At 72.0% G+C, this 14,463-nt stretch carries 8 protein-coding genes; 1 reads left to right on the forward strand and 7 read right to left on the reverse strand.

Translation table 11 applies throughout. From position 1 onward, the window contains the following. Positions 1-15: 15 nt before the first annotated feature. From bcsA to bcsB, 7 genes are read right to left on the reverse strand one after another with little or no spacing between them, the layout of a single operon-like run. Entirely contained in the window at positions 16-2,553 is a 2,538-nt protein-coding gene (gene bcsA / locus BX604_RS00530) for a UDP-forming cellulose synthase catalytic subunit (RefSeq protein WP_098552653.1), read from the reverse strand. Further along, a complete protein-coding gene (gene bcsQ / locus BX604_RS00535; protein ID WP_098549098.1) occupies positions 2,550-3,329 on the reverse strand; it encodes a cellulose biosynthesis protein BcsQ in 780 nt (259 codons plus the stop codon). The genes bcsA and bcsQ overlap by 4 nt, the downstream gene beginning before the upstream one ends. Continuing rightward, entirely contained in the window at positions 3,326-3,535 is a 210-nt protein-coding gene (locus tag BX604_RS00540) for a hypothetical protein (RefSeq protein WP_098549099.1), read from the reverse strand. The genes bcsQ and BX604_RS00540 overlap by 4 nt, the downstream gene beginning before the upstream one ends. Further along, the gene (gene bcsE, locus BX604_RS00545; RefSeq protein ID WP_098549100.1) at positions 3,532-5,493 is read right to left on the reverse strand and encodes a cellulose biosynthesis protein BcsE; all 1,962 of its coding nucleotides are present in this window, start codon (positions 5,491-5,493) and stop codon (positions 3,532-3,534) included. The genes BX604_RS00540 and bcsE overlap by 4 nt, the downstream gene beginning before the upstream one ends. 8 nt (positions 5,494-5,501) lie before the next feature. After that, positions 5,502-9,425, reverse strand: a complete 3,924-nt coding sequence (locus BX604_RS00550; RefSeq protein WP_098549101.1) for a cellulose synthase subunit BcsC-related outer membrane protein — start codon at positions 9,423-9,425, stop codon at positions 5,502-5,504. Beyond that, complete coding sequence (gene bcsZ, locus BX604_RS39410) at positions 9,410-10,630, reverse strand: cellulose synthase complex periplasmic endoglucanase BcsZ (RefSeq protein ID WP_257146258.1); 1,221 nt, start codon at positions 10,628-10,630, stop codon at positions 9,410-9,412. Before bcsZ ends, BX604_RS00550 begins: the two co-directional genes overlap by 16 nt. A 3-nt stretch (positions 10,631-10,633) precedes the next feature. After that, positions 10,634-12,952, reverse strand: coding sequence for a cellulose biosynthesis cyclic di-GMP-binding regulatory protein BcsB (bcsB, locus tag BX604_RS00555; RefSeq protein ID WP_257146259.1), 2,319 nt, complete (start codon positions 12,950-12,952; stop codon positions 10,634-10,636). A gap of 481 nt (positions 12,953-13,433) precedes the next feature. Here bcsB and BX604_RS00560 point away from each other — a divergent pair, with 481 nt between their 5' ends. Beyond that, positions 13,434-14,456 carry a sensor domain-containing diguanylate cyclase gene (locus BX604_RS00560; RefSeq protein WP_098549102.1) on the forward strand — a complete coding sequence of 341 codons (1,023 nt, stop codon included), beginning with the start codon at positions 13,434-13,436 and terminating at the stop codon, positions 14,454-14,456. Positions 14,457-14,463: the final 7 nt, after the last annotated feature.

Raw genomic sequence — 14,463 nt, forward strand, 5'->3', positions numbered from 1 at the left:
GTCATGAGCGCCGCGTCAGTCGCGCGCCCGATCGAGCTTCGGCGCCAGCATGGTCTGCACGCTGCGCGCCGCACCCTTCCACATCCGGACGTACCCGTCCACGCCCACCTGCAGCACTTCCTTCAGCCCGCGCAGCGGCGTGTCGGGGCGAGCGCCCGCGTGCCAGTCGAGCCACGCGTCCGCGCGGCCGAACGTGCACTGCACGAGCTGGCGCTCCTGTTCGAGCGTGAGCGCCTCGAAGCTCACGCCGACGTGAGTCGGCGTCACGCGGCTCACGCGCACCGGGAACGGGAACGGCCGGTCGCCGCGCGACACGCACACCGTCAGCGTGTCGCCGACCGCGAGCGGCAGCCCCGGCACCGCTTCGAGGCCGAGCCCGCCCGTCGAGTAGTCGCTCGTGAAGCACGCGGCCGTCGAGCCGTCGGCGAGCAGCAGCGTCGCCGGCACGCGCATCGCGATCCGGTGCGTGACGCGCACCTGCTTCGTCTCGCGCGCCACCGCCAGCGCCGCGCCGAGCATCGCGAGGTTGTAGACGGTCCAGCCGAGCGTGATCAGGATCGTCGCCGCCTCGTCGCCCTGGTCGGCCACGAGCCGCCAGAGCCCGGCGACGATCGCGAGCACGTTCAGCGCGAACAGCACGAGATACGGCTTCGACGTCGACCAGTCGACGTAGCCTTCGTCGATCTTGCCGCCCTTGTCGGTCACGTTGAACTTGCCGTGCTTCGGGCTGAAGAACGCGACGGTGGTCGGCAGTGCGATGTACCACGCCAGCACCGATTCGTAGACCTCGGCCCAGAACGAATGGCGGTAGCGCCCCTGCATCCGCGAGTTCGCGACGTTCGCGAGCACCAGGTACGGGATCACGTAGCTCGCGAGCGCGACCGACGACGCATTGATGAAGTACAAGTGGAAGAACAGGTACGCGAGCGGAATCGACAGGAACACGAGCCGCTGAATCCCGTAGAAGAAGTGCAGCATCGCGTTGCCGTAGCAGATCCGCTGCACGAAGCCGAGCCCGCGCCCGAGGAACGGGTTGTCGATCCGGAAGATCTGCGCCATCCCGCGCGCCCAGCGGGTGCGCTGCTTCACGTGGCCCGCGAGGCTTTCCGTCGCGAGACCGGCCGCCTGCACGGTCGGCAGGTACGCCGACGTGTAGCCGCGGCGATGCAGCTTGAGCGCCGTGTGCGCATCCTCGGTCACGGTTTCGACCGCGACGCCGCCCACCTCCTCCAGCGCGCTGCGCTTGAGCACCGCGCACGAGCCGCAGAAGAACGTCGCGTTCCACAGGTCGTTGCCCGACTGCACGAGCCCGTAGAACAGGTTGCCCTCGTTCGGGATCTCGCGGAACGTGCCGAGGTTGCGCTCGAACGGATCGGGCGAGAAGAAATGGTGCGGCGTCTGCACCAGCGCGCACTTCGGGTCGCGCAGGAACACGCCCATCGTGGTCTGCAGGAACGAGCGCGTGGGCACGTGATCGCAGTCGAAGATCGCGATGTACTCGCCATGCGTCTTCGGCAGCGCACGGTTGATGTTGCCGGCCTTCGCGTGGCGGTTGTCGTCGCGCGTCAGGTAGCCGATGCCCGCCTCTTTCGCGAACGCCTCGAACTCGGGGCGCCGGCCGTCGTCGAGCAAATACACGCGCAGCTTGTCGGTGGGCCAGTCGATGCTCTGCGCGGCGAACGCGGTCGGCTTCACGACCGACAGCGGCTCGTTGTAGGTCGGGATGTAGAGGTCGACGCTCGGCCATTCGTCGGGATCGTCGGGCAGCGGCACGATCGGGCGATCGAGCGGCCACGCGGTCTGCACGAAGCCGAGCAGCAGGATCATCCACGTATAGGCTTCGGCGCCGTACAGCAGATAGCCGGCGACGGCCTCGACGGGGCCGCGGAAGTCGAGCGTCTGCGTCGTGCGCCACCACACGTAGCGCACCGTCGCGAGCAGCGCGAGCGACGCGAGCGCGAGGGTCGGCAGATGTCCGGGCAGGCGGCGCAGCGCGAGCGCGAGCACCGCGACGATCGCGAAGAACGCGAACTGCGCGTTGGGCATCAGCGGCGACATGCCGGCCGCGGCCCACATCACCGCGCCGGCGATCAGCAGCAGCGGCGCGAGCCAGCGGTGCCGGCCGACGCCGTTCGCGCGCGCATCGAGCCAGCCGCCCCAGCGCGCCCACGGCAGGCGCTCGAGCTGCGCATTGACGCGCTTCGCGAGCGCGCGCGCCGCAACGTAGACAGGCACGACGCAGGTGTCGAACCACGCGAGCGGATCGCGCGCGGGCCGGCCGTCGGCGCCGCGCGGCGCACGCACGATCGCGCGCCACAACCATTCGCGCGGGCTCAGCGGCTGCAGCACGCCCCAGTCGCGCGCGAGCCGCAGGAAGCCGGCGCGCACCCAGCGGCGCACGGGGTCGGGCCGCCCGGGCGGCGGCGCATGAAAGAACAGCCGCACGAGCCAGTCGAGCAGCGTGCGCTGCACCGGCAGCCCGATCCCGCGCGCGCACCAGTCCGTCACCCTGCGACGGGCCATGCCCCAGCGCGACGCGAAGGCGGCCTTCATCGCGACGCTCCCGTGCGGCCGGCCACCGCTGCCGAGAGCCACGCATCGACCCAGTTCGCGACGCCGCTCAGGTCGTGCGACGCCTGCGAATACGGCGCGTCGTCGAAGATCCAGCTACCGCGCGCCAGCGCTTCCGGCACGGCGGCATCGACGTGGATGCGTTGCTCGAGCATCGACGCCGGCCCCGCGACCGCGCGCAGCATCCCGAGCGCGTCGCGCTGCATGTCGCGCGCCGGGTTCAGCCGGTTCACGACGATCTGCAGTTCGCCGCCACCGGCGCGCAGCGCGTCGAGACGCGCGGCGACCGTCGCGCATGCCACCGGGTCGGGCGGCACGACGACGAGCGTCAGGTCCGCGCGGCGAATCGCCTGCTCGGCCTGCGGCGACGGATAGCGTGCGGTGTCGACCAGCACGACGCCGTCGACCGGCAGCGCGATCTCGTCGAGCGCACGCGACAGCCACGCGGGATCGGCCACGAGCCGCGCGTCGCACGCGGCGGCGCCCGCCGCGTCGACCTGCCCGTACGGCACGAACAGCACGCCGTCGGCATTGCGCCATGTCTGCGCGTGCCACGGCGCGGCATCGCCGAGCAGGCTGTGCGCGAGACCGTGTTCGGCCGGCGTGTCGAGCCCGAGCATCGCGCCCATCAGGTTCTGCGCGTCGAATTCGACGGCGACGACCGGCCGGCCGCGGCGCGCGAGCAGCACCGCGAGCGCGGCGGCGAGCGTCGTGCGGCCCGCGCCGCCCGTCGTCGACGTCATGGCGATCGTCTTCATCGGGTCGCCTCGCCGGTGCGGCCGGCATCGGGCAGCAGGCGCCCGCGCAGCGCGACCGGCACGAGCTCGCACGGCACCGCTTCGCGCCGGTTGATCCCGCGCGGCGCGTGGAAACCGCGGCCGATGCCCAGGTGCTGGGCGACGATCCACACCGGCACCGCGATCGCGAGGCCGACGATGAAACCGATGACGAGTTCGGCGATCATGCGCCCTCCGGCTTGCGCAGCGGCATCGCACTGCGAATGGCGCCGCGCGCACGCGCGGCGGGAAATACGGGAAGCTGCGCCGGGGCAGCGGCGGCCGGCACGGCGTCGGCGTCGGCGTCGGCATCGGCCGGCGCCGGTTGCGGCGTCGCATCGGTCAGCCGCGCGGCCGCGGCCGGCGCATCGCTCGCGGCACCCGGTTCCGTCCGTCGTGCAACGTTGCCTTCGCGTTGGGGCGGCACCTGCGCCGCCGCGAACAGGTCGCTGTAGTCGGCGATCGGCGCGCGCCGGTTCTCGGTCTTCAGCACATCGAGTTCCTTGTCGATGCTGTCGTGCCCGAGACACACGACGCGGTCCGACAGCGTATCGACCGGCACCTCGAAGATCCGCGCGAGCGCGTCGCCCGCATCGGCCGGCTCGCATGCGAACAGGAACACGTACAGGTGCCCGGCATCGGCCGTCACGACGTCGCCCGCGCGGCGCGGCCGGCAGTGCCGCAGCGCATCGACGTGCGACACGCCGGGCAACAGCGCGATCTTCGCGAGCGTGTGCGGCAGCGACAGCACGGCGCCGCGATCGAGCACCGCGCGGATGCGCAGGCAGAACGCGCCGACCGGCAGGTAGCCGAGCACCGAATCGCCGAGCGCGGCCGCGAGCGCCGCGCGATAGTCGGGCGCGACGGGCCGCGCATAGAGCTGCCCGCGCAGCGCGTGCACGGCGGCCTGCATGCGCGACACGGGCAGGTCGCGCGCGACGACGCGATTCGCGCCGACGCTCAGCAGCAGCATCTCGAACTGCTGGCGCAGCACTTCGTCACGCTCAACGACGGCGATCTTGAGTGCCCCCCCGCATTGCCGGCGCAGCGCATGAACCGCCGCGCACAGCGCTTCGAGCTGCGCATGCGAGCGGAATGCCAGTACCGCGGTCGCGGCCTGGGCGTGCGTGCAGGCGGCGACGACGGCCGCGTTGTCGTCGACGATTTCCCAGTCGGCGGGTACGCGGCTCGCGTCGTCGAGTATCGCGCGGCTGACGACGACACGGTCCTCGTCGGTCGCGAGCTTCATCCGGCGCGCGGGCTCGGTCGCGTCGCCATCCGCGATCGCGGCGAGCCGGCCGCTCGGCGCAAAGCGCAGCGGCCGCACTTCGCCGGCCGCGAGCATGTCGCCGGCGCGCCAGAAATCGACGACCCACAGCAGTTCGCCGTGCGTGCGCTGCAACTGCGCGACACCGGCGCACACGCCGTGGAATTCGCCGCGCGGCGCGCGGCTCGCGTCGCGCACGAGCGGCGGATCATCGGTGTTCGAATCGGCGCCGATGCGGGCGATCTCCGGGTCGAGCAGCAACACGAGCGCAATCCGGTGCGTGCGGCACCAGTCGGCGAGCGCATGCCCCTCTTCCGCGAGCGCGGCCGGATCGTCCCAGCTGAACCAGCGCTGCGCGCCTTCGATGAAATACACCGAGCGCGCCCGAAAACCGTAGCGCTTCATCGCGCGCAAGCCGCCCGTGAGCCGCGCGAACGGCCCGGGTGCCGTGCGGCGCGGTGCGTCCGGTTCCGTCGCGGCGGCGGCGTCCGCCGGCCCGGCGGCCGGCGGCATCGCCAGCACGTTCAGATTGCGCGGCCAGCCGGCCGGATGGGCGCCGCCCGCGAAACCGCGCGCCTGCATCTGCCCGGCGACTCGCGCGGCGTCCCGTGCGAGCACCACCGTCACGTCGCGCGTGCGGGATTGCCGCGCGCTTTCCCAGACGAGCGCGTCGCAGGCCGGCGTGCCGGCGGCCGCATACACGGCATACAGGCGGCCCGCTTCCAGCGGCGTCCAGGCATCGGGCAGCCCGTCGATCGCGAGCCGGCTCAGCGGGCCGGCGCGACCGCCGGCCGGACCCGTGCGCAGCAGCAGGCGCAGGCGGCCCAGCAGGCCGGCGGCGCCGAGCGCGGGACGAGTCGCATCGATTTCGGTATTCACGCGTTCCCCTAGTAATCCGAATAAAGCTGCACTGGCGTCGGCGTGACGAGCCAGTTGCGCTCGGCGCGCGCATCGAATGCGTAGCGCAGGTAGACAAGTGCCGAGCTCGGCGCATAGTCGTGCGACCGGTCGACATGCAGTTGCGCACCGACGCTCAGGTGCGGATTCACGCGATATTCGACGATGCCGTTCACGCCGTACGAGAACGATACGCCGGCCGTCGAACTGCCCGCGTAGACCAGGCCGGCCGCTTCCTGCAAGGCGCGCTGGTCCGCGAAGGTCGGGTAGAACAGCGAATCCTTCTCGTAGCTGTTCGAGATCCCGGCCGTGACGGTCAGATCCCACGACAGCGCGTCGCGCCGCCCTGCCCATTCGATCGGCACGCCCAGCGACAGGTAGCGCTGCGGGCTGTAATAGCCGCCTTGCCCGTACGTGTAGTAACGCAGGTTCTGCGCGTAGTGCCACGCGTTGCCGACGAGCCCGGTGCTGACCTTCATCGTCGCGCGTTCGTACACGGGCACCGTGAAGCCCGAGCGCAGCGTAACTTCCGCGTTACGCTCGACGTTGTTGCCGGACAGCACGCCCGCGCCGAGTTCGGCGAACAAGTTCACGCGGCCGATGTCGACCGACCCACGCAGGTTCACGCCGTCGCGGTGCACACCGCCCCACACCGCGCCGGTCCACGGGTCGCGCATCCCTGCATACGACAGCACGCTGCTCGTTTCCGGCCGCCGCGATGCATTCACGGTAAAGCTCGCCGGACCCGCATCGAAGCGATAGCGCACGCCGCCGACCAGGTAATGCACCGGGAAGCCGAGCGGCGACGTGCCGAGATCGAAGCGCCACGCGTCCGTACGATAACCGGCGCCGATCGCGACACCCGTCATCGGTTGATGCAGGTCGCCCTGCCGATTCGCGATCACCCCGGCGGCCAGTAGATTCCACGGAAACATCGACGATCCGGCCAGGGCGTTGAGCCCCCCGTAGGTCCCGAAGGTCTTCAACGAATACGCGTTCGGGTCGCTCGTATCGAGCGTGCCGGCGTCCAGATGCACGGTGTCGAGCTGCAGGAACGCGTGCCCGTCGTAACGCACCGGCATCTGCATGTAGATCGGCACCTGCTGCGCGCGGTATGCGGAAATCCCTTCGTCGCCCGACTTGTACGCGGGCAGCCAGCCGGTCTCGATCTCCGGGTTGCGCCGCTGTTCGAGATCCGCGAACGCGGCCTGCGCGGGCGTGCGGCCGTCGCGGCCCGGGCTCACGCCGCTCGTGCGCTCCTGCGACTGCGACAGCCGGTACAGCGACGCGGCATCGTCGTAGCGACCCTGCGCTTCGGCCACGCGCCCGGCCGCGACCGTCACGTCGGCGCGCGCCGGGTAGGCGGCCTGCAACGGGTCGGTCACCTGCGCGGCTTCGTCCGGGCGGCGCAGCGCGTTCAGGCGGCGCACGATCGACAGCCGCGTGTCGACGTCGTCGTCCGGTGTGCGGGCGAGCACGGCCTGCACGCGTGCGAGCGCGGCCGCGCGATGGCCGCTGTCCTCGTCGATCCGCGCGAGCGCGAGCTGCGTATCGGCATCGTCCGGCGTGCGCGCGACGACCGGCGCGAGTGCGTCGCGCGCCGCATCGTAGTGCCCCTGCGCGCGTTCGAGATCGGCCAGCTCGAGCGCGTAGCGCTTGTCCTCGCGGCCCGCCGGGCTCGCGCGGGAAAGCACCGTGCGGGCACGCGCATAGTCCTGTTGCGCGATCGCGTCGTCGGTCTGCCGCAGCACCAGCCGCAGCGACTGATCCTCGATCCGCGCGGTCTGCGCGGGCGTCAGCCCGGGTTCGCGGCGCAGCGTGTCGAGCCACGCGGCGAGCGCATCGTCGCTCCCCGCGCTGCCGAGCAGGTCGCCGTAGCGCAGCCGCACGTCCACATCGGCCTCCTGCGGATGCGCGGCGATCCAGTCGTGCAGCGGCGCGAGGCCGCGCCCGGGTTCGCCCGCGTCGATCCACTGCGCGCCGATCGCGGCGAGCATGTCGGGATCGTCCGGCGCGCTCGCCTGCGCATGCGCGAGCGACGCCGCAAACGCCGCGCGATCGCCGCGACCGAGCGCGCCGCGCGCGTCGGCCAGCGCGCTTTCGGCGTCGAGCTTGCGCGCGAGCGCACGCATGCCGTCGGTGCGCCGCGCATCGTCGACGCCGGCAAGCGCGGCCTGTGCGCCGGCGATGTCGTCGATCGAGTTGCGATACAGCGCGCCCGCATAGCGCATCTCGGGCGTATCGCCTTGCGCGAGCCCGTCGTCCATCACCGTGCGGCCGAGCTGCGGCAGCCCCATGTCGCGGTAGAGCCGCGCGAGCGCGAAGCGCGTCCACGCGGCGTCGGGCGCTGCACGCACCGCCGCTTCGTAGCGCTGCGCGGCCGGCCCGCGTTCGCCCTTGTCCGCCAGTGCCTTCGCCTGGCTCGCGAGCAGGTCGGCACGCAGGCCGTCGAGCGCGCGGCGATCGTCGCGGCCCGTCACGCGGCCTTGCAGCGCATCGAGCAGCGGGCCGATGCGGTCCGCACGGCCGGTGTTTTCATACAGCGTCGCGGTATCGCGCACGGCCGACAGGCTCGGCACGCGCGCGGCCAGCAATTCGCGCAGCAACGGCTCGGCATGGGTCCAGTCGCGCTGCGCGAGCAGCGCATCGGCGAGCTGCAGCTTCGCGTCCGGGCTGTCGGGCTGCATCGCGAGCGCGGCGCGCGCCGCCCGCTCGGCATCCTGCGCATGCCCGGCCGACGCTGCCGCGCGGCCTTGCGCAAGCAGCCCCCAGAACTGCGCGGTGCGCGCAAGGCTCTGCCATTTGCCGCGCTGGTCGGTCGCGAGCGTCGCCGCCCGCGCGAACAGCGCACGCGCTTCGTCGTGCCGGCCTTCGCGCAGACGCAGCATGCCCAGGCCGCCGACCGCCTCCGCGTCGTCGGCGCGCGCCCGCGCGGCACGCGCGAGCAGCGGGTCGGCCGCGGCCAGATCGCCGCGCGCGAGCGCCTGCAGCCCGCGCTGCTGCGCGATGTAGTCGGGATCGCGTTCGAGCCGGCGCTGCGCGTCGCGCTGCCGGTCGAGTTCGGCGACGCGGTCGCGAAACTCGGTGTCGTCCGGCACCAGCGCGAGATACGCATGCAACGCGTCGGCATACGCGGGATCGGTGCCGGCGGACTGCAGCACGCGCCGCCACACGGCCATCGCTTCGATGTGGTCGACGTCGGTGCGCTTCGCGAGCGACCACGCGATCCGGTTCGCCTCCACGCGCGTGTCCTCGCGCTGGTTCAGGAGCCGCGCGAGCGCCAGCGCCGCGCCGGTGTCCTGCGGGTCGGCCGCGACCGCACGGCGCAGCGCGGCGATCGCGGGCTCGCGCCCGCCCGGTGCATTCGCGACGATCTGGTAGTACTCCGCGCCGAGCGCGCCGGACGGCGCGCCGTTCGGAAACAGCGCGACGATGCGCTGCGCGGCTTCGTCCGCGCGGCCGCTGCGCGCGAGCAGGCGGATCTGCGCCATCTCGCCGCGGCCGCTCGTCGCGACGCGATACTCGTCGGCCGCGCGCCGCGTGTCCCGCGCGCTCGGCGCACTCGCCTGCAGCCGCGCAAGCGCGGCCTGCGCGCCTTTCGCATCGCCGAGCCGCAGCAGCACGCGCATCTGCTCCGCGAGCAGTTCGGGATCGTTCGGCGCGATCAGCAGCCCTTTGCGCACCGCATCGCGCGCAAGGTCGTCACGATGCTTGACGCCCCACATGCGCGCGGTCGCGAGCTGGCGTTGCGCGTCGGTGAGATCGGCCGGTGCCGGTGCCAGCGCGGCGTTCGGCGCAACGGCTTTCGGCGCCGCCGCGACGGCGGTCGCGGCCGGTGCGGCCACGCAGACCGACGACGCGAGCCATGCGAATCCGGCCATGCGCGGCGCGGCGCGCTTCATCGGGCCGCGCATGAACGGCCCTCCCAGCGCGCATCGAGCGAACCGTCCGCACCGAACCGGTAGCGGCCGTCGCGCCAGCCGAGGCCGAACAGCGTCAGCACGCTCGTGTAGTAGCCGGGCGCCGTCTGGCGCGCGAGCGTATCGACCCGGGCGGCCTGCGCATCGGCGAGCGCGTGCTGACCGCGGGCATCGAGGAACGGCACGGCCGCCGCGGAGAACCCGCCGTTGCCGTCGTTCGGCCCCGCGACGCCAGTCGTCGTGTCGACCTTCTCGGGTGGCGCGCCATGGGCGGCGATGTAATCGGCGAACGGCGCGAACCGCGCGAGCAGCGGCGCGGCAAGCGGATCGGTGCGATCGAGCATGCCGGCCCACAGGTACACGCGGATCGCGTTGTACGCGCTTTCCGCATGCGTCTGCGGATCGGGCCCGAAGCCCGTACCCGGCCGATACAGCGCCCAGTCCGGCGAGAAGCCCTTCGGCGCGGTGTCGAGCAGCACGCGGCCGGTGCTGGTCGCGAGCGCCGCCCAGCGGCGATCGTCGGGCAGCCGCGCGGCGAGCCCGCGTATCACTTGCGGCGGCGAATAGCTCGGGTTCACGCGGTACTGGCCGTCGGCCAGCTTGAAACCGACCGGCCCGGGCAGCAGCGTGATGCCGAGGCCCGGCACGCTCGCCGTCTCGTCGGCGAGCACCCGCTTCGCCAGCAGCGCGCCGCGCGCGGTGTAGCTGCGCTCGTGCCACAGCCGCCCGGCTTCCAGCAGCGTGTATGCGATCCACAGGTCGGCATCCGACGCCGCGTTCGCGTCGAGCACGCGCCACGTGCCGTCCGGCGCGCGGCCCCACAGCCACGCCGGCAGACGGGCACTCAGGTCGCCTTGCGCGAGGTTGTTCTCGGTCCATGCGAGGATCGTGTCGAACGCGTGCCGGTCGTTCGCGACCAGCGCGAAGAACAGTCCATACCCCTGCCCCTCCGATACCGTGCGCGAATCGGCCGAGCCGACGTCGATCACGCGGCCGTCGGTCGACACGAAGTCGCGCTTGAACGCATCCCAGCGCGGCCACGCCGCGCTGCATGGCGCATCGGCCGCGCCGCTTTGCGCCGCCCGCGCGTCACCGGCCGCACCGGCCGCCGCGCAGGCGGCCGTGACGGCCAGCAGGAGCGCCGTGCCGACGCGGCGCGCCGGCTGCGCGGCCCGTCGCCTTGCGATTGCCCGCGCCATCCGTTACATCCCCCGTCGACGCGCGGCGATTCTCTGCAGCACGCTGAACACGCCGAGCGCGAGCAACAGCCCCGCGACGACGCCGACCGCGCCGAGCATGACCGGGTGCCGCGCCGCGTGCGTCCACACGCGCGCATACCACGGCACGAAGCCGACCACGTACGGTTCGCCGACGCGCAGGCTGTCGACCTGCCCCGGTCTCACCAGCGCGAGGTCGCCCTGCAACTGCGACACGAGGCCGGGTTTCTGGAACACGTCGAGCAGATCGCCCAGGTGCGGCTGGTCCGTCGCCGTCAGCGCGACGACACTGCGGCCGTGGCTGCCCGGCAGCTCGAACCCGGCGAGCGCCGCGAGCGGGCCCGACTGTTCGATGTGCGCGCCGCCGTCGGCCAGCCCGACGCCGTTGCGCCAGCGCTCCTTCACCGAGAACGCGACCCGCGTCGCGCCCGCGCCGGCCTGCTCGTCGATCGCGAGCGGCAGCGACGCGCGCCACTGCGACAGCAGCGGCGACGCGGGCGAGCCGTCGATCACGAGCAGGTCTTTGCGGCCGGCCAGCGCGGCAACGTCGCCGGGGCGCGCGACCTGCACGCGCAGCGCCGGGAAACCCGTCCACTGCCCCATGTGGCCGAGCATCGTCAGATAGGCTTCGAGCTCCTGCGGCGACGGACGATCCGGCATCACGACGGCCGTCTGCGACAGGTCGGCGAAGCGCGTGAACGGAAAGCCGCTGTTCGCGAAGAACGCGAGGTTCGGCAATTGCGCGTAATGGACGAAGTGCGAGAAGTCGATCGTCGAATCGGGATCGATCGCCGCGCGCTGCGGTTCGCTCGCGGCGCTCGAGCAGAGCCCCGTCTTCTGCGAATCGAGCGTGAAGCGGAACTGCAGCTGGTTGCCGCTGCCGACGCGGAACGCCGGGATGTCGACGTCGCTCGTCACGCGCCCTTCCGGCACCGACAGCAGCGGCAGCTGCATGCGCCCGCGCGCGTCTTCCGCGTGCGCCGGCCCGAGCCGGTACGACTTCACGAGCTGATCGTTGATCTCGACGGCGAGCGTCGAGTTGTCCTGCACGGTCGGCGCCGTGTAGCGGTAACGCAGCGTAATCGGCACGCCCGAGCCGTTCCACGAATGGAGATCGGCCGGCACGCGCAGGTTCAGGCGGATCGCGTCGGGCGTCGTGCCGCGCACTTCGAGCTCGTGCGGGTCCGACACGAGCTCGCGGAACGTGATCGGCCGGTTCACCGGCAGCCAGCGCGGCGCGTCGTACGGCTTGCGCGGCGCACCGAGATCGACGTGCGCGACCGTCGCCGCCGGCCCCGACAGCGCCGCGCGGCCGAGCACGAGCGTCGCGACCGCGTCGTCGACTTCGGCCGCCGTGCGGCCCGTCAGCACCAGCAGCTTGCGGCCCGGCGCGGCCGGGTTGTCCGTGACGGCGAGCATCGGGCCGTTGACGGGCGGCAGCACGAGGCCGGCCGGCAACGTCGCGGCCGTGCCGACCACGACCGCCTGGTCGTCGGCCGGCAACGTCGATCCGACCGGAAAGCGCGCCTGCCGGTAGTCGGCCTGCGCGCCGAACCACGACGCGAGCACGCCGGCGCTGCGCAGCGTCGCCGAGTCGGGCGATGCCGGCAGCACGAACGGCAGCCGCAGCAGCCCGTTGTCGCGCCGGTCGAAGAACGGCGCGGGCAGCAGCGCGAGATCGTTCGGCAGGCGCACCGGCGATTCGTCGAGCAGCAGCTCGCTGGTCGGGCTCACATCGGCCCACAGCGCCGAGTTGGACGGATCCTCGCAATGATCGAGCGTGTAATGCGCGATCAGGCGCAGGCCGATCTGGTTGAAATCGGAGAAGTAGCGCGGATCGATCGGGATGTCCTGGGTGACCGTGCGGCCCGCGTGCGACGCATCGAACGGCACGGTCGCGACCACCTCGCCGTTCACCGACACCTTCAGGTGCGACATCGGGAACACGAGCGACGGCGAGTACGCGTAGGTCAGGCGCAGCCGCGCGCCGGTGACCACGCGATCGAGCCGCACGCCGGCGTTGATCGTGCGCGCATCGTCGGCACCGCGCAGGCGCAACGGATCGAACGCGCCGAGCGACGCGAACGGCAGGTGCACGGTCGTCGCCGGCAAGCCGGCCGACGCGGCACCGGCCGCGCTGGCCGCCGCAGGCGCGGCCGCGAGCACCGACGCATCCGCTACGGCGGCAGACGCCCCGGCGGCGGACGCCGGCACCGCCGGCATCGGCGCGGCCGACAACGCCGCCGCATGGAACGCGCCAAATGTGGCGACCGACAGGACGAACAACGACGCGGCGGGTTTCATGCGCCGCTCCCCATCGTTCCGATCATCCGGTCATCAAGCGCGTCGGCACCCGCGCACACCAAGCAGCCATGCCCATGAATGCACATCCCCACTGCTTCCCCTCACTTGTCTGGCCTGAACAGGCTGTATCGAAACGACGCGGCGAATTGCTCGATTGCCGATTCGCTCTACTCGTGCGCCTGGCACCGGCGCTCGCTCATTCGTCACACTATCTCAAAAATAGGACAAAACTTACCCCGATTCGCAACGATGAGGCAAAAAAGACTCGGTTCGGTCGGAAATGCTGAACACAACGATCGAGTGGCAAAAATTGCGTCGTTGCTGGCGGCCGGACCGACCGGCATACTGCCGGCGCGAATGGGACTGGCGGGACACCGCCGGCGGCCTGTTGCGGGCCGCCCGAAACGCGCTGTCGCGTGGGCGGCGCGTATGCTACCGCAAGCGCACGCGCAGCGCCGCCCTTTATTCATGGAAAACTGACTTGGATCAAATCGTCGACACTGCCACCCCGTCTCCCGCCACGCTGTTGCGCATCATCGCCACGCAAACCGAGATCGCGAAACTCGGCCTCGACCTCGGCAGCGTGATGGCCTATGTGACCGAGCAGGTGCCGCACCTGACGGGCGCGAGCGGCGCTGCGGTCGAGTTCGCCGAAGGCGACGACATGGTGTACCGCGCCGCATCGGGCTCCGCCGCCGGGATGCTCGGGCTGCGGTTGCGCCGCTCGGGCAGCCTGTCGGGCCTGTGCGTGACGCGCGGCGAATTGCTGCACTGCACGGATTCGGAAACCGACCCGCGCGTCGACCGCGATGCGTGCCGCCGTGTCGGGCTGCGCTCGATGCTCGTGATGCCGCTCATGCACGCGGACACGACGGTCGGCGTGCTGAAGGTGATGTCGCCGAACGTCGACGGGTTCTCGGCCGCCGATGCCGGCGCGCTGCGGCTCACGGCCGAACTGATCGCCGCCGCGATGTTCCATGCGGCACGCAACGAGGCCAACGAACTCTATCTGCGCGCGACGCACGACGCGCTCACCGGCCTGCCGAACCGCGCGCTGTTCTACGACCGTCTGCGCCAGTCGATGCACACCGCGCTGCGCGCGAACGGCCGGCTCGGCATCCTCAACATCGACATGGACGGGCTCAAGCCGATCAACGACGGCTACGGTCACCGCGCGGGCGACGCCGCGCTGCGCGAGATCGCCACGCGGATGCTGGGCGCCGTGCGGCGCTCCGATACGGTCGCGCGCGTCGGCGGCGACGAGTTCGCGGTGATCCTGCCGAACGTCGGCGGCCGCGACGATGTCGACGCGCGACGCATGCGGCTCGCGCAGCAGGTCGGCGAACCGTTCGAATTCGAAGGACGGCCGCTGGCGCTCGGCGTCAGTGTCGGCGTCGCGCTGCTGCCCGACGACGGCACCGACATGACGGCGCTGATCGAGCATGCGGACCAGGCGATGTATGAGGCGAAGCGGATGCGGGGGCCGCGCGCGGTCCGCGCATGACACATGA

The organism is Burkholderia sp. JKS000303 (genome assembly GCF_002563755.1).
Classification (GTDB): Bacteria; Pseudomonadota; Gammaproteobacteria; order Burkholderiales; family Burkholderiaceae; genus Burkholderia; species Burkholderia anthina_B.